This window comes from Thalassoglobus neptunius, from assembly GCF_007859735.1.
GTDB lineage: Bacteria > Planctomycetota > Planctomycetia > Planctomycetales > Planctomycetaceae > Thalassoglobus > Thalassoglobus neptunius.
On the sequence record NZ_SIHI01000006.1, the window covers coordinates 88,863 to 108,253 of the forward strand.

General features: G+C 53.2%; 12 protein-coding genes. 3 read left to right on the forward strand and 9 right to left on the reverse strand.

Features of this window, described 5'->3' with window-relative positions; genetic code table 11:
- Positions 1-4: 4 nt before the first annotated feature.
- From KOR42_RS14325 to KOR42_RS14365, 9 genes are all read right to left on the reverse strand, one after another.
- Positions 5-1,930: a vWA domain-containing protein gene (locus KOR42_RS14325; protein ID WP_146510519.1), complete on the reverse strand. Its 1,926-nt coding sequence runs from the start codon at positions 1,928-1,930 to the stop codon at positions 5-7.
- A 52-nt stretch (positions 1,931-1,982) separates the two neighbouring features.
- A complete protein-coding gene (locus tag KOR42_RS14330) occupies positions 1,983-2,882 on the reverse strand; it encodes a DUF58 domain-containing protein (RefSeq protein ID WP_146510520.1) in 900 nt (299 codons plus the stop codon).
- A gap of 47 nt (positions 2,883-2,929) precedes the next feature.
- The gene (locus tag KOR42_RS14335) at positions 2,930-3,721 is read right to left on the reverse strand and encodes a carboxylesterase family protein (RefSeq protein WP_146510521.1); all 792 of its coding nucleotides are present in this window, start codon (positions 3,719-3,721) and stop codon (positions 2,930-2,932) included.
- A gap of 62 nt (positions 3,722-3,783) precedes the next feature.
- The gene (locus KOR42_RS14340) at positions 3,784-4,791 is read right to left on the reverse strand and encodes an AAA family ATPase (protein ID WP_146510522.1); all 1,008 of its coding nucleotides are present in this window, start codon (positions 4,789-4,791) and stop codon (positions 3,784-3,786) included.
- 79 nt (positions 4,792-4,870) lie between these two features.
- On the reverse strand, positions 4,871-7,912 hold the full coding sequence (locus KOR42_RS14345) for a VWA domain-containing protein (RefSeq protein ID WP_146510523.1): 3,042 nt from the start codon (positions 7,910-7,912) through the stop codon (positions 4,871-4,873).
- Positions 7,909-9,780 (reverse strand): ATP-binding cassette domain-containing protein, encoded by a 1,872-nt coding sequence (locus tag KOR42_RS14350; protein ID WP_146510524.1) that lies wholly within the window; start codon positions 9,778-9,780, stop codon positions 7,909-7,911. Before KOR42_RS14350 ends, KOR42_RS14345 begins: the two co-directional genes overlap by 4 nt.
- Positions 9,781-9,986: 206 nt before the next feature.
- Entirely contained in the window at positions 9,987-11,390 is a 1,404-nt protein-coding gene (locus KOR42_RS14355; RefSeq protein WP_146510525.1) for a hypothetical protein, read from the reverse strand.
- 37 nt (positions 11,391-11,427) lie between these two features.
- Positions 11,428-12,462 carry an extracellular solute-binding protein gene (locus KOR42_RS14360; RefSeq protein ID WP_231740931.1) on the reverse strand — a complete coding sequence of 345 codons (1,035 nt, stop codon included), beginning with the start codon at positions 12,460-12,462 and terminating at the stop codon, positions 11,428-11,430.
- Positions 12,463-12,538: 76 nt separating this feature from the next.
- Positions 12,539-14,167, reverse strand: coding sequence for a hypothetical protein (locus tag KOR42_RS14365; protein WP_146510526.1), 1,629 nt, complete (start codon positions 14,165-14,167; stop codon positions 12,539-12,541).
- A gap of 424 nt (positions 14,168-14,591) precedes the next feature.
- On the opposite strand from KOR42_RS14365, the gene KOR42_RS14370 reads away from it, so the two are divergent.
- The 3 genes from KOR42_RS14370 to KOR42_RS14380 all read left to right on the forward strand — a co-directional run bounded on the left by KOR42_RS14370 (position 14,592) and on the right by KOR42_RS14380 (position 19,247).
- A complete protein-coding gene (locus KOR42_RS14370) occupies positions 14,592-16,019 on the forward strand; it encodes a DUF1501 domain-containing protein (RefSeq protein ID WP_146510527.1) in 1,428 nt (475 codons plus the stop codon).
- A gap of 185 nt (positions 16,020-16,204) precedes the next feature.
- Positions 16,205-18,265: a serine/threonine protein kinase gene (locus tag KOR42_RS14375; protein ID WP_146510528.1), complete on the forward strand. Its 2,061-nt coding sequence runs from the start codon at positions 16,205-16,207 to the stop codon at positions 18,263-18,265.
- A 337-nt stretch (positions 18,266-18,602) separates the two neighbouring features.
- Positions 18,603-19,247 carry a hypothetical protein gene (locus KOR42_RS14380; RefSeq protein ID WP_146510529.1) on the forward strand — a complete coding sequence of 215 codons (645 nt, stop codon included), beginning with the start codon at positions 18,603-18,605 and terminating at the stop codon, positions 19,245-19,247.
- Positions 19,248-19,391: the final 144 nt, after the last annotated feature.

Genomic DNA, 19,391 nt, shown 5'->3' on the forward strand with positions numbered 1-19,391 from the left:
TTGTCTATTCAGGAACTCCGACCGGTCGTCGTTGAAAATACCACCATTCGAATAACAGAACGATGAAGCCAGCAGCTGCGAACCATGTCCACAAAGGAGCATCCTGTTGAACCGTTTGCTGTTCCGCTTCGACCGACAACTCATTGAAGGTGATTGTATCGACGGTTTCGAGTCGTGATTCCGTCGGGTTGAGCAGACTGACTCCGATTTTCGCGACGAGATCTCCAGATTTTCGGATCTGGTATTCTCCGACTTCTGGTGCGGAGATCCCTTTGAGCACTCCGTCAGCATCGGTCGATCGTTCTTCGTGTCGACCTTCGGGAGTCGTTACGCGATAGGTTCCAGGTTCATTCATCACTTGCGCGGGAAGGACTCCAGTGGAGGGGGCCCGGATGTCAGAGAGGGAAGCAAACTGCATCGCTTCATTGATGGCATTCGCGATGAAGACTGGAAATCCGACGCGGTAGGGAAGAGTCGATCGGTCTGTATGGAACAGGAGGAAATATCGCTTGCCGATTCCGACTCGTTGGCTCACGATCAACGGACCCTGAGTTCCGTGAGCGAGAATGCTATAGCCCAAATCTTCAATGGACACATCGCTGATCCCTTCGTTCTTGACGGGCATCTCAGAGATGATCACTTCCTTGAGCTGCACATGCTGCAGAATCTGGGCGTCACGTTCCCAGTCGACGACTTCTGCCGGTTCGTCTTGAATCGAGATGAGGCTTGCGAGATCGTCGGGAAGAACTCCAATGAAGATGCTCAGTGGAGTTTCACGCGCGATGTCGTCCTTGTTGTCAGAAATGACAAGGTCATATTCATTGGCCGGTTCGACTGCATCAGCACGCGGATAAACGAGGACGCCGGGAAGCGATTCCAGAGCATGTCGAAATGCCTTCATATTTGTCGGGCAGTAAACATCAATTTCCCGTCCTTTCGGAAGGTTCAGCCAGGCGCTGTCGTCTGCGGCGAGGGCATCGAGTCCAACCGGTTTCAGACTCGCCTGCAATGCCTGATCGGTTCGGGCATCGACAGAAAAGACCAGCCGCTGAGATTCGCCAGCATTCAGAATGACTCGTTCTTCTCCGACCGGTTCCCCGTTCGAAGTCAAAACAAGCTCGGCTTCCGTACTGGCGGAAGCGGTCCCTTCAATCCGGATAAAAATGTCCCAGCGTTCGGGAGAAGAACGACGAGCGTTGAGTGCAGTGATTCCAATGTTATTGCCGGGGAGATCGATCTGAAAGAAGTCCAACGTGAATGGGAGATCGAAGTCGACCTCTGCCATCAATTCTCCCGTCGCTGGATTGGGACGCGTCGGAAGGTTTCCATCAGAGTACAAACGGACAGTCTCAATCGATTGAGTTCGTGACAACGCCTGCGCCAGTCGAAGTCCATCGGTCAATTTACTCGGGACTTGTTCCACTTCCAACCGCTTGAGAGCGTCGGTGAGCAACGTCTTGTTGTCCGTGAATTCGGTCAATCGGCGGGCCGTCGAACCCATCGCGATCAGAGTCAGCTTTTGATCGGGCAAAAGCCCGTCGATGATGGACTGAATTTCCCCTTTGGCGACATCAAGGCGACTTGTCCCTTCGGCATCCACTGCTCCCATGCTGGCCGAACAGTCAATCAAGATCGGAAGATAAGTGAGCCGCTCAGAATCGCCTCTCCAGAATGGTTGCATCGCTGCCAGTGCCAGAAGCGACAGGAGCAACAGTTGCAGGAATAGCAACATGTTGCGTTTGAACTTTTGAAACGGAGCATTCACTCGCTGATCGTTGATCACCTGTTGCCAGAGAGCCAGTGAAGAGATGGCGATGCGTGTTCGGCGAAGTTTCAGAAAGTAAAAGATAATCACGGGAATGGCGAGCAGAAACAGCCAGGCGTATTTCGGCGCAAAGAAGGTCGGAATCCATTGTGTCAGCCAGCTCATGCTCAATACCGTGATCGATTCAGGGAGTTCATACTGTTTTCATTGCGAATAATTATCTGATCCAACCTTGCCGCAACATCTGATCGAATAACAACGACTTCAATGGGTCTTCGCTGGAGACGGAGAGAAACCGTCCGTTTCGCTTGCGGCACTGCGATGCGAGATAGTTTTCGAGTCCAAGTCGATGCTGGTGATACATCCCCAGCAGTTCTCCCACCGATGAAACGTCCAGCGTGGCGTTGGTTTCCGAGTCGACGAAGCGTAAGTAGCCCGCCAGTTCCGGGGAGATTTCAGTCGGTCCGAGGATCTGCAGGGCATAGACTTCGAGCCCGGCTCCGAACAGGAGATTGAAACTTCGCGCCACATCGCCAAGTGTGAGAAAGTCGGAAAGGACGATGGCGATTCCTTTTCCTGAATGGACCTTCAGAACCTGATCGACGGATTCGTCGATGGAGACCGAACCACCCGGAGTTGTTTGCTCCAGAAACCGAAAGAACTTCTTTAAGCTGGCTCGGCCGGTACAGGGGCGCAGGTACGGAAGTTCGCCGGATGTTGACCCGCATTTGAACACACTGACGCGCTCCACGTTCATCAGTCCCATCACGCCCAGCGCAGCAGCTACACGACGTGCAAGCTCGAACTTTCCTTCGAACTCCATCGAACTCGAACTGTCCAGAAGAATCGCCACGTGCATTTCTTCTTCGTGGGCGTAGAGTTTCAAGTACGGATGATTTAATCGAGAGAAGATGTTCCAGTCGACGTAACGCATGTCGTCGCCGGGTACATACTCTCGATAGTCCGAAAACTCGATACTCGTTCCGCCCTTACCGGAGAGATGTTCCCCGCGCATCCGGTTGGTCCGTCGGCGCAGCGGGTTCAGTCGCATCTTCTCAGCTCGTGCGAGAACATCGTTGGGCAACAATGATGTAAACTGAGTCGCGGCAGTGGACATAACAAAGTCTCCGGTCGTTGCTTAATAAAGAGTTGAGGTAAAGTATCTCAATCCTTTTGACGCGATTGTGCGAACAACCAGTCCCATGTAAGACGATTCTGTGCGGTTTGTGTCCAGCTGTTATGCCCGACACCCGGGTACTCGGTGTAAATCACGTTTCCGTTCAGCTCTTTTAATTTCGAGACCATTTCGCGAGAACGTCTCACAGGAACGGCTCCGTCAGCGTCACCGTGAAAGACCCAGATGGGAACATTGACAAAACGTTTCGCGTAAGCAGGGTCGCCTCCGCCACAAATCGGAATGCCCGCTGCAAACCGATCCGGCCAACGTTGAACGCAGTCCCAAGTTCCGTAACCGCCCATGGAGAGTCCGCAAACGTAGATTCGATCGGGATCCACTGGCAAGTTTTCAATCAGTGTGTCGATGACTTCGCTCGTTGCTCCGAGTGGTTTGGAAGGTTCTTCCGGCATTGTGCTGCTCGGCTTACTCCAGTCAATTTCGACCCACTTCTGGCCTTGAGGACACTGAGGAGCGAGGACGAAACAGGGATACCGCTTTCGCATTTCCGGAGTTGCGAGTTCTTCGACGACATGAACCAACTGGGCGGCGTTGTCGTTTCCGCGTTCGCCCGCCCCGTGAAGAAAGAGAACCAGCGGGTATGTCTGGCCGTCTTCCATTTTCTCGGGAGACATGAGGCGGTAATTCAATTCATGTCCGTTCTCGGCCTGATGCTTTCGGGATTCGAACAGAGCCTCGAACTCATCCTGCGCAGATACGGAGCCAGTTAATCCGAACGCAAACACGATCGCCAAAGGAGTGACAGGTTTCAGGGTTTTCACGAATGGACCTTATTAACTGAGTAAGGATCGATGTTGGTTTAGTTAGCGTTAACTAGAATTTCTCAGGCAGCTTGTTCAGGGAGTGTTGTTAGGCACTCGTCAATCAAATCGCCCACTTCGACGTTTTCTGCCTGTCCGTCGTAATTGAGCAATGTTCGATGTTTAAGAACTTCGTCGGCAAAGTAGCGGACATCGTCGAATGAAAGATGGCTTCTGCCTTGGCTGAGAGCGCGCAAGCGACCTGCTTTAATTAACGCCTGTGCTGCACGCGGAGACGCACCCCAGCGGATGAATTTTTTAACGCCTTCCGGGGAGAACTCTGTCTCAGGATGTGTGGCGAGGACCAGTCGACATGCGAAGTCGCGAATCGGTTCCGCGACGACCACTTTGTTGAGAATGGTTCGTAGGTGCAGGATGCGTGGGCCATCCAGAAGCTTTTGCAGTTCGACGCGTTGACGAAGAATCGTCCGGTTCACGATCTCGTTCAATTCTGTCAGTGACACAAACGGGACGTCGATCTTGAAAAGGAACCGGTCGAGTTGGGCCTCGGGGAGAGGATAGGTTCCTTCCTGCTCGAGAGGGTTTTGAGTCGCCATGACAAAGAACGGTTGTTCCAAGCGGTGAATCGTGCCTCCCGTGGTGACTGTTCCTTCCTGCATCGTCTCCAGAAGTGCCGACTGTGTTTTGGGGGTTGCCCGGTTGATTTCATCGGCCAGCAGAAGTTGCGTGAAGATCGGCCCGGGGCGGAATTCGAACTGATACCGACCGTGTTCGTCAGACTGCATCATGTTCGTACCGATGATGTCCGCCGGCATCAGGTCCGGAGTAAACTGGATTCGTCGAAATTCGAGATCCAGGACTTCGGACATGGCTTTGATCAGTTCTGTTTTTCCCAAACCGGGAACACCTTCGAGCAGAACATTTCCGCCGCAGATGATTGCCGTCAGCGCCGCTTCGATGACGCGTTCCTGACCGACGATGACTTTGCCGATTTCGTTGCAGACGGACTCGTAAGTCTGTTTGAAGTCATTGGCTTCCGCCTGCAGTGCGTCAAGTTCCTGATCGTTCATCGGTCTTCCTCAATCGTGACAAATTGTCTTGAGATAATTTTGTGGGCAATGGCTCATCGTGGACGAAGTGGACTGCCTGTCAGCTTTTCTGGTCAGGAGTGTCGTCGTCTTCGGATCGTTTTCGTTTCATCTGGAGAAGGCGACTGGTGGTCGATTCATCGTGTTTCGGCGGAACGTCTTTGGGTTTCTCCGATTTCGGTTTCGAAGGCTCGGCAGTCCGTTTGGCTTCGGTTGTCAAATACGGACTCTTCTGTCCGGTCGGCTGGAATGGTTTCGACGGACGCTCCGACTTGAGGTGTTCACCGACTTGTTTCTTGCGTTGCAAGAGTGCGCCCATCGTCTGTGTCGTTTCCTTCTTCGTTCCGAATCCAAGCATCGACTTCACAACAGACCAGTCGAGTTGGACTCGGCGAACAGCAACGTCGAGCGGCAACAGGCAGGCGAGTGCGATCAGGAACCAGTCAAAGATCGGCTTGGAGCTTTGCTTCGGAGTTCGTCGGTTGTAGATGTCTTCCGCTGTTGAATCGGCAGACAGTTCCGTTCCCGAGGTTTCGTCTTTGATTTGCTGGAGAGTGCTCATATTCGAGGTGAATTTGAGAAACTCCGGCGAGTACGAAACGATGAAGCCGCCATGAACACGGTCTTCGCGCTCTCCCGATTTTCCAATCGCAGTGACCTGGAATTGCCCCTTGTCGTTGACCGGGAATGTTCCCTGATAGCGGCGCGGCCCCACCTGTTTGAGTGGAATTGAGAGTTCCGTTCCTCCAGGTCCGGAGACTTTTGCAGCGACGTCGAGAAAGTCTTCTTCGGGGTAAAAATCCTCAACGACGATGACTCCTTCGCCACCGGAGTTATAGGTCCACATCCGCAGACTTCCCGTCTTCTCGACTCGGGAAATGCGAATCAGCAATTGTTTGACGAACGCGGTGTAGTCGTTCCAGTCGACCCAGTCGCGTGCCCATTGATTCGAGAGAGATGAAGTAAATGCCGCCGTTGTTCCCAGCCCGTATCTCCAAATGGCGAGCACGGGGTCCGTCTCTTCTTCAGAGGCATCTTCCGGGATGGTGAACAGAATGTTTTCAGTCAGTGCATTTTCTTTCAGCGACGTCAGAACAAATCCATGCAGCGGAGGAAGTCCGTCAATTCCTTCGAGAACGGGTGAAGGAAAACCGACGTCCGGAGTGAAGTCTTTCTCCTGAATCATGCTCCGCTTCAAAGTCTTCGCTTCCTTGATGAAGATCGATGGAAGCTCATTGGGATCGGCCGGGAAGTAATAGCGACCATCGGTGGCGTTGGCGATGTTTCGCAGCGTCTCGATCTCAATCCCTCCATGGGGGAAAATGGCGATCGTTGAAACGCTGATTTTCTCCGAGATGAATTTGTTCAACAGGCTCGGTGCTGGAATCTGAGGATCACCATCGGAAATGATGATCATGTGTTTCGTGGCAGCATCGCTTTCACTGAGACCATCAAAACCAATCTGCATCGTCGGTCCGAAGGCGGGCATATCTCCGATGACTGCGCTGTTAATGGCGGGGACCATGTCCTCGTATTGAGAAGCTGGAGCCATGTCGACGACCCACTGTTCTCCGCCCGGGCCATAAGCGATGACGCCGACATCATCCTGATTCCCGAGAACCTTGATTGCCTGTTTGGTAATCCGCTTGGCCCACGTATTTCCCTCGGCGAATTCACATGTGTGAAGAATAATCGCCAGCGCCCCTTTCGGGAGAACCTTCTTCTTCGTGATGTCCATCGAGACCGGCAGCACTTCTTCAACAATGGTTCGATGATATCCACCCGGGCCGAAGCTGTTGTCGCCCCCTGTCATCAGAAAACCGGTGCCCTGATTGAAGACAGCGTCACGCAGCGCCTGAAGCTGTACTTCGTCAAAAGCGTCGTGAGCGACATTCGCGAAGATGACGCAATCGTAGGGCAGCAGGGAAAGCGAATCGCGGGGAAATCTGTAAGAGTCGACGACTTCAATCGCACGTTCTCCCTCGCGAATCGCTCTCGCGAGATGTTCGTAATCACGATCGTCATCACGAATGGGATCACGGACGATGAGAACTTTGCCTTCTCCCTCGACGTAAATGTAGCCAACCGCACGATTGTTTTCGTCGCGTCCATCTGTTCCATCTTCTGGGATCAGAGTCGCTTCGTATTCGTAGTACCCCGGGCTTCTCAGATAAATCGGGATGTCGATTCGGTTCTTACCTTCTTCGTAAGTGATCTCAATCGGATCTTCTGTGATCGGCTCGCCGTTCTCCTCGATGATCAACTTCCCTTTCCCAGCCTGAAGAGAAGAAATCACGACTGATGCTTCGTAGGGTTCACCGATCTTGACGGACTGCGGAAGGTCGAGCCGCTCAACCCAGGTTTCGTTGTCGTACTGGTACTTCACAGGCAGAACGTCAACGGAGATCTCGCGGGCATTCAATTGGTCGAGAACCGTTTTGAGGTCACCGGTCGTTTCAGAACCGTCGCTGATGAGGACGATTCTTCCGCGTCGATCTTCCGGGAGAATGGCGGCGGCGAGAGACAGAGCGTTTTCGATGTTGGTGGCATCGCGATCGACGCGACTGTTGAATCGGATCTCCTCCGGATTCGACATCGTGCTCCCATAGTTCGTCTGAATGGGAGGAACTTCCACCGCGGCGGAGCTTCCGAATGCGATCCAGCCAGCGACATCCTGAAGCGGTTTCTCTGAGGTCGTTCTTGCGACGAAGGTCAATGCGTCGGTCACGCGATCGGGATGAATCGACTCAGAAATGTCGACGGCATAAACGACAGAAAGTTCATCGGTCGTACGAACACTTCGAGGCTCGGCAAGCATCGCGACGAAAACGCCGACGAGGATCAAACGTACGATGAGTGCCTGTGTCGATCTCCAGCGATTGAGTCCGCTCCAGCCGCATGTTGCCATCCACCACACCCAGACGGAGACCGCAATCAGCCCAAACATTAGCGGTTTGGTGAACGTGAAAACGTCGAAGGAGATGACCGTGAGAATCGCGACCGCGTAGAGAATGAGAAAAACGACGAGCGGAAGCGCGTCACGCCAGCCCACCCGGCTTCGTGGTTTCGGAAAGATTCGGCGGAGCAGGTCTGGGACTTTCAATAGAGTAGTTCCACAACTCGACGGTTTCCGGTATCGGCAACGGCGATCTTGCCGTCATGATTCACTGCAATTCCCCACGGGGTCCAGAATTGTCCTTCCCCTCGTCCTTCATGTCCATAACGACCCAAAACTTTTCCCTCTGTCGAAATCCGGGAGATTCGACCGGCTCCGTATTCGGCCACGAACAACGACCCGTCCGGGCCTTTTGCCAGATCATACGGATAGTAGAGTCCAGCTGTTTGCGCATCTGCAACGACACGAAGAAATTTTCCGTCCAGGTCAAACGCCTGAATGCGGTTGTTGATGGCGTCGGCGACGTAAAGCGTCCCTTCGTGCCAGACGAGTCCACTTGGTCGTTGAAACTGTCCATTCTCTGTTCCGACTTCGCCGAATTCAGTAACAAACTCTCCGGTATGTGTGAATTTTTGAATCCGGTCGTTGCCCCCATATTCCGCAACATAAAGGAATCCATCCGGAGTCTGCGTGACAGCAACGGTGTAGATGAACTGGCCCGGTCCGCGCCCGAACTCTCCAAGCGTTCCGAGAAGTTCACCTTCGACGTTAAAGAACGTGATCCGATTGTAATGAGTGTCGGCAACTGCGATGCGTCCATCGAGGAGAACCCAAGCCCCTTCCGGCTTGCCGACATCGTATTCCGGCATCCACCATTTGCGGACGAGGTCCCCGACTTGATCAAACATGAGAACTCGTCCTGCATCATCCAGAACGAACAGGTCTCCCCGAGGGCTGAAGGTCATTCCTCTCGGAGCTGGCAGCATGGGCCCTTCGTTCGGGAGCGAATAAATCTTTGCAGACTCGATGGCAAGTTGTGGTTCTTGAGCGTCCGACTGACCACATCCGGACAAAAGTGGAACAAGAAGCGATAAGAAGAGGGCGAGCACGACACTCAGGCGAACACGCGTCCCCGACTTGAATGTGCCTGATGACGGTTGATGGTAAATCGTTCGAGTTTCTCGGGTCTCGCCATGTTGGATCTCTGACTGATGATGCTGACCGACATTCCAGGTCTTCTCAATTGAGAGGGGGGATGTCTCGTCTTCTTGCAGAACAATTTGTTCGGGGCGCAGGCAGGGTGTTTCGTTTTCAACCGGCAGCCACAAAGGTTGTTCATCGTTGCCAAACCAGTTGGCGGGGCCCAGGAGATTCGCGAGGGATTTGTTTTCAGGGCGATAATAAAGTTCGTGGGGGGAGCCCGACCAGGCGACCTGACCGTCTTGGATGCAAATGACGAAGTCCGCTTCTCGGAGAACCACAGAAGGAAAATGCGTGGAGAAAATCAACGAACACCCGGAACGCCGCAAGGTTTCGCGAAGGACTCTCCAGTACAGGTCAACTCGTTCTGGATCAACGTGCGTAAACGGTTCGTCCATCACATGTACAAACGGTTGCATCGCCAGACTTCTCGCAACAGCCAGTCGAGCCCGCTCTCCCATCGAGAGTGAATCGGGAGTGCGGTCGCTCAGATGAGACAGGTCGAACGTCGTCAGAAGTTCATCGACCGTTTCGGCTGACGGCTCACGATCGGTTGACGGTTGGCTGGAGCCTTGAGACACAACTTGCAGATGGTCACGGACACTCAGCAGCGGCCAGAGACCGAAGTCGGCAGGGACCCATCCGACACCCAGTCGACGTTTCGACTCCTGTTGTAATGAGTCTGAAGCACGGACCACTCCGCGCTCGGGAGATTCAAATTCGACCAGTAAGTTCAGGAGAGACGTTTTCCCCGCACCAGAAGGACCGATGACTGCAGTCACTCCGCTCGGGATGGAGAGTTGACCAATTGCCAGTCGAGGGCAACTGGGGTGTCCCAGTTGAATGTTCTCCAGATTCCAGAGTTCGATTCCCATGATGGCAAGGGACCCGTTTCAGAGGGGCCGTCCAATGTTTGTCTTATGATTGATGAAACTCTTCAGCGCCAATTCGGATCACAGGCATTGGCAACATTTCATTGTTTGTTGGGAAATCGTTTTCGAATTGCCAGTCTGCCGCTGCTCGAACGTTTCTGCACCGATGAACGCAGAATTCACTCGTGAAGATCATTGATGAAGATGCGTTAGAAAAACCTTGTGAACAATCGTCGAAGTGAAATCAGAACGGTGACAAGTACAAACGGAATCACAATGGCCACAGCGAGTTTGACTCCCAGCGCCGCGATTCTTCCGTAGTGCAGACTATTGTAAAGAACATAATTGATGGGAGCCAAGCCAGGCATCGCCAGGATCGATGGAAGCATGACTTCAAAGTAGCTCCAGTACGATAACAACAAAGCGACGGCAAAGACCTTTCGGCCATGAAATTTCCAGTGCAGTTCTCGTCCGATCCGCTTCTGTGCAGCATTTCCTGACTCGCTCAGCAGCTGAATCATCTTCCTCGCGGGGGAATTTTCACTCAAATCGAAACAGTGAAAAAGGATGACTGCTCGCGGCAACAGATACAGCACTTCCGACAGGATCAACGGGACTGGTGTATCGTACGCGAAACGGAAGCCCGCTGTTTGAAAGATTTCCGCGACGGTCAATCCCCACGGAAGACTTCCCATCGACGCAGGCAGAAAAAGAAGAAACAACAACAGTCGCGGAACTCCCGTCTGAAACGTTGACCTCAAGGTCAGAACGAGCCCCAGACAAACGCATCCGGATGTCGCAGCGATCAGGATTCCATCGCTCACCTCGCGAATGAGTGTCGGCTGTGATCCCACCATGTTGAGTCCGAATCGAAATCCTCGCACAAGATGCCACGTTGGCATCAGGACCACGACGAGCAAGCTTGCCGCGATCCACGAGCAAATCAGCAGCGTACGCCCAGTGTGAGCTTTCGAAAGTCGTCGAATGTTGTGCCGATCATCAGGTCGTGGCGAGTTGATCCACAGAACAATCGGAATGAGAAACGGAAGATGAACCACCATCGGGAAAGCTGCCAGTCGCAACGTTTCTCCAAGTTCAAGTCCTCGCGAATGTTTCGTGAAAATCCACTCTGTCCAACCGTTCGCCTGCATCAGTGAGGCAAGGTCCGCTTCCTGAAACGAGAGCAGAAACAGCAGGCAGAACGCGGTCAGATGAATTCGAAGCCGCGACTGCAGTGCCAGTCGAAAACGGAAACTCCACGAGGTCCGAGCCAGTCGTCCCAAGTGAATTGCACTGTCCGTCACGGTCGATGGAGGAGAAAGCCAGAGGATGATCACAGCCACCGGAAACAACTGCATTAACACGATCGCGGCATAAAGTCCTTCGCGCATCCAGGGATGATGCACGAGGGACATTGACGTGTCACGAAAGCAGTATCCCGTCATCACGGAAGGGATCAGAAACGGGACAGCCATTGCAGACATCATCCACTTCCGCCGAGCAGGGGGAAGGGATTCAAGAACTCGACAACCCAGTTCCGCCAGACAGGTTCCCAATGCGGAAATGATCAGGCTTCGAACCAGCGACCAGATGAGCGCCCCCAGCCAGGTCACAGGCGAGCACCCAATTCCGAATGTGAGTCGATGAGAATCATTGAGAAGGAGACGTATACAGTTCGGACAACCACTTCAGGCATTCAATCCTCGCACTGGCGGAATCAGTGACATCCACAGACTGAGCCGCAAGAGGAATCAGTTCACGGACATCTTCGGGGAGCGCATCTTCATCTGTCGGACCGAGCGGGATCTGTCGGGAACCTGATTTCGCAAGGGCGAGTTCAATACGCTCGCTGAGTAAGTAGTCGATCAGCTGCTGCGTCTCTTCTTTCTTCGAAGTCCCATTGATCATTGCGACACTGTTTGGAATGCAGATGGTCTTCCCCTCATCAACGCGAATCGGCAACATCGCGACCGGAGCTCCTTCATCCAGCCCGACGAAGTAGTCATCAGTGTCGGTCCAGCCGAACTGACAGACGCCCTCAGCGACCAGATTTTTCACCGTCGCATTCCCCGGGGAAATCTGACAGCCGCGCTCCAACAGGTCGTCATACCACGCTTTTGTTTCCGAGCCGCCCCACTGATTCCAGAGAATCGCAAAGTGGGTCAGCGTCGTTCCGTAGAGTGGCATCGCAATCGTCATCTGCGACAGGTCGTCTGATTGAAAGGCTTCCAGAACTTTCGATTCCTCTGTCGTGAAGGAGTCCGTATTCACAATCCAGACTCTCAGGCGACCTCCAAATCCGGCCCACAACCCGTCCGGGTCTTTGAACTGTTCCGGAATTCTTTCGAAACCGCTCCCGCGATACGGTTGAAGCACGCCCGCTTCAGCCAGTTCGACAGTTCCCAGAACTTGATTGTTCCAGAAAACGTCACAAACCGGGTTCTCTTTTTCACGAAGCAATCGCTGCACGAGTCCGAGAGACTTGGTGGCTTCCGTGTCACCGACCACGACAACCGGGATGCCGGTTTCGCTTTCGAAGTCATCCAGAATTTGACTCGCGAAGATGAGATCGTGAGCACAATAAACGACGAGTGCTTCGTCAGTTCTTCGTGCGACTGACATCCAGCCGACAGCAAGTGCGAGAACGAGAAACCCAATGAGAACATACTGCAGCGGTTTGGCCACGAGAAGACTTTCCACGATTGATCAAGTTGCGAGCGTCTGAGTGCAAGCTGAAAATTCAGGATCGAAAGCAGCGATATTACCTGTCGAGGGTATCGAAGTATTTTTTAATCGAGTCAACGTACCCGGGCGGAATCTGCTCCTGATCAATCACATCATCGAGTGATTGCTGAATGTCTCCGACGATCTGTTTGTATTCTTCATCCTTGATTTCTCCGGATTCGGAGAGCCCTTTTGTTTTCATCGACAGCAGGATCTTGCCCTTCTGGATTGCGGACTTCGAAGTTTCGTTAATGAATCCCGTTGCGACAGAATCGTCTTCAGGAGCTTCTCCACCTTCACCGAAACCTTCTCCTCCGAGGCCATCGCCGTCCCCGTCTCCTTCTCCCTCGCCGTCACCTTCTCCCATTCCCTGACGGCCAGTCATTTGAGCATAGAGTTCGGCATAGTCCTCGAGCGTCATATCGCTTTCGAATTCTTCTCCATCAAGGCCACCTTCTGCATTCATTTGCTTGGCTTGAGCGATCGCTTCGAGTGCTTTCTCCAGCTTCTCTAGATCTCGAGCGGATTGGGCGACAAGCTCCATTTCCATTTGAGCGACTTCCATCGATTGCTGAATCGACTCCATTGCTTCTTGGGAGAGTGGTTCGCCTTTGGAAGCGTCCAGTTGCTGCTTCACGCGCTGGAGTGCCGAAGTGAGTGCTTTGGATCCGACCTGTTTTTCTGAAAAGTCTTCCAGAGCATCGAGCTTCTTTTGAATCTGACGTTCCATTTCAGTCCGTTCAATGGGATCGTCGGTCTTCGCAAGTTCCTTCAGGGCGTCCGAAATCTCGTCGAGTTCCTGCTGCAGCGGTTCGGAATCGCCTTTCTGGAGGTTCTTCTGCCACTCGCGAAACATCTCCTGATTTCCGAGCGATCCGAATTTCTGCTCGCTGTTCCATTTGTCGAACAATGATTTCAACTCACCCGAGTTCAGCTTGCGAAAAATCTCGCCAATCTCTTTCTGATGTTTATTCAGCCGATCGAGATTCGCTTTGGGATTGGCTTTCTCCATTCGCTGAAAACCAATCTTGAGCCCTTCAACGGCTTTCTCGACTTCCTCAGAGTTCTCAGCATCGATGTTCTTTTGAGCGAGAACATCTTTGCGCTTTTGAGCCTGCTTGGCAGATTCTTCGAGAAGCTTCTTCTGATCTTCCTCTTGTTTGGCTTCCGCGACTTTTCCGAACGGGTCGAGTGTCGGAACGAGCATCGAACCAACCATCAACAGGACCAACGCCGCAATCGGCCACATGGAGAACCGTTCCCATTGAAATGGAGCGACGATTTCCGGATTCACGTTGGGAGCCATTTTCTCTGCGTTACGGATCACCAGCGGTCGGTAATCAGAGGAAGACTTTTCGATCGACAAAAGAGTCAGGAACAAATCGTTCGACGATTGCGACTGATCGATCGCCGACGCTGCTGTCTTTTCATCGGGCTTCCAGGGGATCAGTGCTGCAATGACTCCACCGAGAATGGGGAGGAGAATCACCGAGCGTGGAGTGAACCAGTCCGCGAACAGACCAGTCAAGCGTCCAGCCAAAAGCACAATTCCACAAATTGCGGCGAGTACGAGTGTGAGGGTGAGCATTCGGCGAAACCATTGCTGAATGGTCAACCGCATCCGAACTCGTTCCAGCAGGCGGGTTGCATTTGGAAATTGTGACATAGTGGCACACACCCGGGAAATGAATGTTCGAGTGAAATTTCGAGTCGGAATCCCAAAACCTGCACCGTGAGTAGGGACTTGAAATACTCACGTAAGTCGAAATAAGTGGAAACCAGTTTCGGGGCGCATTCCGGTATCGTGAAAAACTACGTTTCAAGGATACGTGCTGTTGGACCGATCAACAAGAAATGTCTGAAAAAACCGACCGACATGCTCTCCGCCGGACTTTCAGGAGCATTCAGTCTTTGTTTGCGACGGGCCAGTTCGCTGTCGGGAAGTTCGTCGATAGAATAGTGATACAGGCCCAATGAAACCGGGAATTGAAGCCACAAGCAGACTTTTACACTTTACGAATGACCATTGATGGTCGAAACTTGGTATCCCACCTGAGTCCCGCCTCTTACCTCAGAATCGATGGCCCACAATGAACGGTCTTCCCTATCTTTCCCGACGTGACATGTTGCAGCGCTCCGGTCAAGGACTCGGAATGCTTGGGCTCGCCTCACTTCTCGAAGAACCGGGCACAGCCCGAGGAGCATCCGAAAGTCGTTCGCCCATGGCGCCCAAAGCGTCACACTTCCCGGGGAAGGCGAAGCACGTTATTCACATCTTCTGCAACGGCGGACCGTCTCATGTCGATACATTCGATCCCAAACCCAAGCTGACGGAATGGGCCGGCAAAGAGTTGCCGATGGAAAACCTGAAGACAGAGCGCAAGACTGGAGCGGCACTTGCGTCGCCGTATCAGTTTCAGAAGTACGGCGAAAGCGGGATTCCAGTCAGCGAACTCTTCAAGAACGTGGCGGAGTCAATCGACGACATTTGCGTGGTCCGTTCCATGCACGCAGACGTTCCCAACCATGAGCCGTCTCTCATGCTCATGAATTGTGGGGATGGACGTTTGATTCGACCAAGCTTCGGTAGTTGGTTGACCTACGGACTCGGAACCGAGAACCAGAACCTTCCGGGGTTCATCGCAATGTGTCCCGGCGGTTACCCGATTACCGAAACAGCCAACTGGCGTTCCGCCTTTCTGCCGGGTGTTTATCAGGGAACGTACCTCGACACGAAACGCAAAGGGGTTGACGAACTGATTTCCAACATCCGGAATGAGCAACTGTCGCTCGAACAACAGCGGCATCAACTCAACTTCGTCCAGGAACTGAATCGTCAGCATCTTTCGGAGCGGGGGCACGATCCGAAACTCGAATCCCGGATTCATTCGCTGGAGCTTGCCTATCGGATGCAGATCGAAGCGTCCGACGCGTTTGACTTGTCTCGGGAACCGGATCACATTCACGAGATGTACGGGGAGGGCGTTCACGCGCGTCAATGTTTAATGGCCCGAAGACTCGTCGAACGAGGAGTCCGTTTCGTTCAGCTTTGGCACGGGGCAGGGCAACCCTGGGACAATCATGATGACCTCGAACAGAATCATCGCCGTCTGGCGGGGCAGCTCGATCAGCCGCTCGGAGCACTTCTGAAAGACTTGAAGCAGCGAGGTCTGCTGGATGAAACACTTGTTTTGTGGGGCGGGGAATTCGGACGGACTCCCGTTGTCGAACTTCCCACACCGGGGGCGAATCAGGGAAAACAGAACGGAAGAGACCACAACCATCACGGGTTCACAGTCTGGATGGCGGGAGGAGGAGTCAAGGGCGGAACGGTTTATGGAGCGACCGACGAATTCGGGTTCCGTGCTGTTGAGGATCGCGTGCACGTCCACGACTTACACGCCACGATGCTGCACCTGCTCGGTTTCGACCACGAACGCTTAACGTACCGCTATTCCGGTCGCGATTTCCGGCTGACCGACGTTCACGGACACGTCGTCGACGACATCATCGCGTAGAGAAGACTTGAAATGCTCGGAAATCAAGCGGCATTCGGCTCTCTGGGAGAGAGAATCGAACGGAAACGCAATTGTCTGTTTCGATGGGATGACGGTCCACAACGTCGATGAATAAGACTTATCGACGAAAACGCGAAAAGCTGTCATGATGCGGCCATTCGAATCTCAATTCCATCGCTGCTGCCATGAATCGTCCTCAAAACTCATCACCTCTTGAATCAACTCCCGTTCAGGATGAGCGTGAACAGCAGGTTTCGCAAGAACTCAGCCTCCGAACCGGGCGAGTTCCAACGTCCGTCGCTGGGTACGAAATCCTGCGATGTCTCGGCGAAGGATCATTCGGAATGGTCTGGTTGGCCCGAGAGCGAAAAACTGGTCGACAGGTTGCGATCAAATTCTTCACAAACCGTCGCGGTCTCGACTGGTCGCTCTTAACTCGCGAAGTCGAGAAACTGGCGGTCCTCGACGCCTCCCGCGATGTCGTTCGGCTTCTCGACGTGGGATGGGATCACGATCCTCCGTATTTCGTGATGGAGTATCTTCCTCATGATTCGGTCGCGACATTGCTGGAAGATGGTCCACTCCCGATCAAGCGTGCGATCGAGATTTGCGCTGCCGTCGCGCGGGCACTCGTACATTCGCATGGTGCAGGAATTTTGCACTGTGACATCAAACCGGCCAATATCCTTCTCGATCATGCCGACGATGCACGGCTCAGTGATTTTGGACAATCACGCCTGTCCTCTGATCAAAGCCCCGCATTGGGAACCTTTTACTACATGGCCCCCGAACAAGCGGCAGTCGATGCTGTGCCGGATGTCCGCTGGGACGTTTACGCACTCGGTGCCGTCCTTTATCACATGGTGACGGGCAATCCACCGTATCACAGCGAGCAAACGAAGAAGCGACTTTCCGCCTCTCAAAGTCTCGAAGAGCGACTTCGAGAGTATCGCCGAACCATTCAGAACTATCCTCTTCCGAACGAACACCGCAGCACCTCCGGAGTGGACGGAGAACTCGCTCGTTTGATCGAAGATTGTCTCAGCCCCGACCCTTCACAGAGAATTCCCAACGCACAGGTGGTGCTGGACCGATTGCGACAACGAGAGTTAAATCGCTCGCGGCGTCCATTGGTGTGGCTCGGCTTCCTCGGTCCGGTCCTGTTTCTGCTGATGATGCTCTGGATTGCGGTAACAGCCGTTCCGGAAGCGGTTCAACAGGCGGAACAAAACCTTTACGAACGGGCACTGACCAGCGACGCAGCGACCGTCAGATTGCTCGCTGCCAGTGTCGATCAGGAACTTGCCGAACGCACCGACGAACTCGAACGACTCGCGCAACAACTAATTGCAACTAACGGCGAACGCTCAGCGGACGGTTTCCGTCCCGATATGGGAGAGTTTCTGACGAAGTGGAGACAAGAGAACGACGAGCGACTCAAGCGGCAGCGACGAACTTTGGACATCAGCTTCTTCGTCAATGACCGCAACGGGATTCAGATTTACAGAAATCCGCATCCGGTTGACGAGAAAGATGGTTCCGTCGGTCAACGCTTTGACTGGAGAGATTACTTTCATGGTTTGGGGAGAGGTGTCGAACGAGGCCACATCGCCGGAACGGATTACACTCCGAGAAAAACACCCGGGATTTCAGGAGCTTTCCGCAGCAGCAACACGCATCAATATATGGTGGCTGTCGCGGTTCCGATCTGGAATCAGGATCATTCGGAAGTCATTGGCGTTCTCGCTCGGACCATTCATCTGACCGATCTGCTCAGCCAGTGGGAACGACGAATTCGCAGCGGCAACGAATCGGACACGGAACACGAACGGTTCCTGTCTCTCGTCGACATGCGCGAAGGGGCACCGGTCCTGTTGGATCACTCCTGGATGTCCGCAGCCAATCTTAAAGAGATTCAATCGGACGTCGAGTTAGAGAAAATCCTCGCTCTCTCCTCAAACGAAGAGAGTCAACTCGAAAGGGCAGTCAACGGGAATGGAGTGATCTCAGAGTATCACGACCCACTTGCCGACATCGACGAGAGTTTTCAGGGAGAATGGCTGGCTGCCGTGGCGAATCTTAAGAACGTCAACTGGATTGCAGTCGTTCAAGAGCGCCGGGCCGAAGCAGTCGCCCCCATGGATGAACTCCGAGAGATTTTCATCCGCTACGGTCAATTAATGTTCGTCGTCTTCACAGCTATGCTGGCAGTCCTAGGATGGCTCATCCGCCGCGTCAGCAGTTAAGCCACTGGCGACCAACTGCCCACACGAAACTCTTATATCCGATCCGGATATCGGTGTCGTCAGGATAGCTCATGTGCACGGTTCATTCGGGAAAAGCATTGTTTAAATGAACGATGAGGCGGCAAACTTCAAAGGCCGCTCTGTGCGGTTCGAGGCGTTTCATCCCCACAATGTCCCCGCGCACGAGTTTCTCGTTCAACTCGCGCATCCGATTCGACGCATCTCCATTCCTCACTTAAGATTGACTGCCGTCACCACCCGGAATAATCTCAAGACAGATTATTGGGTGATAAGCAAGTTATTTGCCTATCTACGCTGGATCACATAAGGATCGACGATGACTTTAGATAGTGAGTTGCCGGTACTTCTCTGGCCGATTTCCTGTTTCGATCGGCGACGCGAGAATCCGCTTCCGGTCTACAACCGCTGGTACTGGCTCGACTGGACAAAGCTAACGCCAGAACAGACATCCGACATTCTTGCAATCATCGACGCCAAGCTGAGTATGAAATCTCAACACGAACCGGTCGGGTTCGAAGAAACCGTCATAACAAAGTCGGTCGGAGCACCCAACTACGACAATCGTATGCTCAAGTACCGCAACCTTTTCACAGAGGTTCCAGACAATAACGTCGAGGCGTTCTTCAACGACCCAGTGCGTCATGATCGCGGATTCCAAACCGTGAGCGTGACGACGGAGTATTATGAGGACGAAAAAGGCACTCCAGTTTCCAACTACGAAATGATTCAACACGTGTCGGGGCAAGAGTTCCCGATCATCGTTGGCGACCCTGAAAGCGTGATGAAACTCGGTCCCGTCTCAGCAGTCAATACGACAGAATGGTCGCTCGAAAAAGCAAACACCATTGCACAGTTTCTCGACGTTGTGCAGCGAATCCAGGCGAGCGACTGGTATCGCTCACCAAGATTCATAACGTCGTTGACGTGGCGTGCTCCCCATTTTCTGATCCAGATGTTATGAGAGTCAACCGACCGATTTTGGTTCGAGGAGACTTTGATGACGAAGCGACGACGACGTAAGCCTGAGCAGATTGTGAAGCTGTTGCAGGAGGGGCAAGCGATGTTGGCGGCAGGAAAGTCGCTGGCTGAGGTGTTGCAGAAGCTG

Bases quoted from the DNA above. Each gene is read 5' to 3' on its own strand.
- KOR42_RS14325 (WP_146510519.1), bottom strand. From the start codon at position 1,930: ATGAGCTGGCTGACACAATGGATTCCGACCTTCTTTGCGCCGAAATAC.
- KOR42_RS14330 (WP_146510520.1), bottom strand. From the start codon at position 2,882: ATGTCCACTGCCGCGACTCAGTTTACATCATTGTTGCCCAACGATGTT.
- KOR42_RS14340 (WP_146510522.1), bottom strand. From the start codon at position 4,791: ATGAACGATCAGGAACTTGACGCACTGCAGGCGGAAGCCAATGACTTC.
- KOR42_RS14350 (WP_146510524.1), bottom strand. From the start codon at position 9,780: ATGGGAATCGAACTCTGGAATCTGGAGAACATTCAACTGGGACACCCC.
- KOR42_RS14365 (WP_146510526.1), bottom strand. From the start codon at position 14,167: ATGTCACAATTTCCAAATGCAACCCGCCTGCTGGAACGAGTTCGGATG.
- KOR42_RS14370 (WP_146510527.1), top strand. From the start codon at position 14,592: ATGAACGGTCTTCCCTATCTTTCCCGACGTGACATGTTGCAGCGCTCC.
- KOR42_RS14375 (WP_146510528.1), top strand. From the start codon at position 16,205: ATGAATCGTCCTCAAAACTCATCACCTCTTGAATCAACTCCCGTTCAG.
- KOR42_RS14380 (WP_146510529.1), top strand. From the start codon at position 18,603: ATGACTTTAGATAGTGAGTTGCCGGTACTTCTCTGGCCGATTTCCTGT.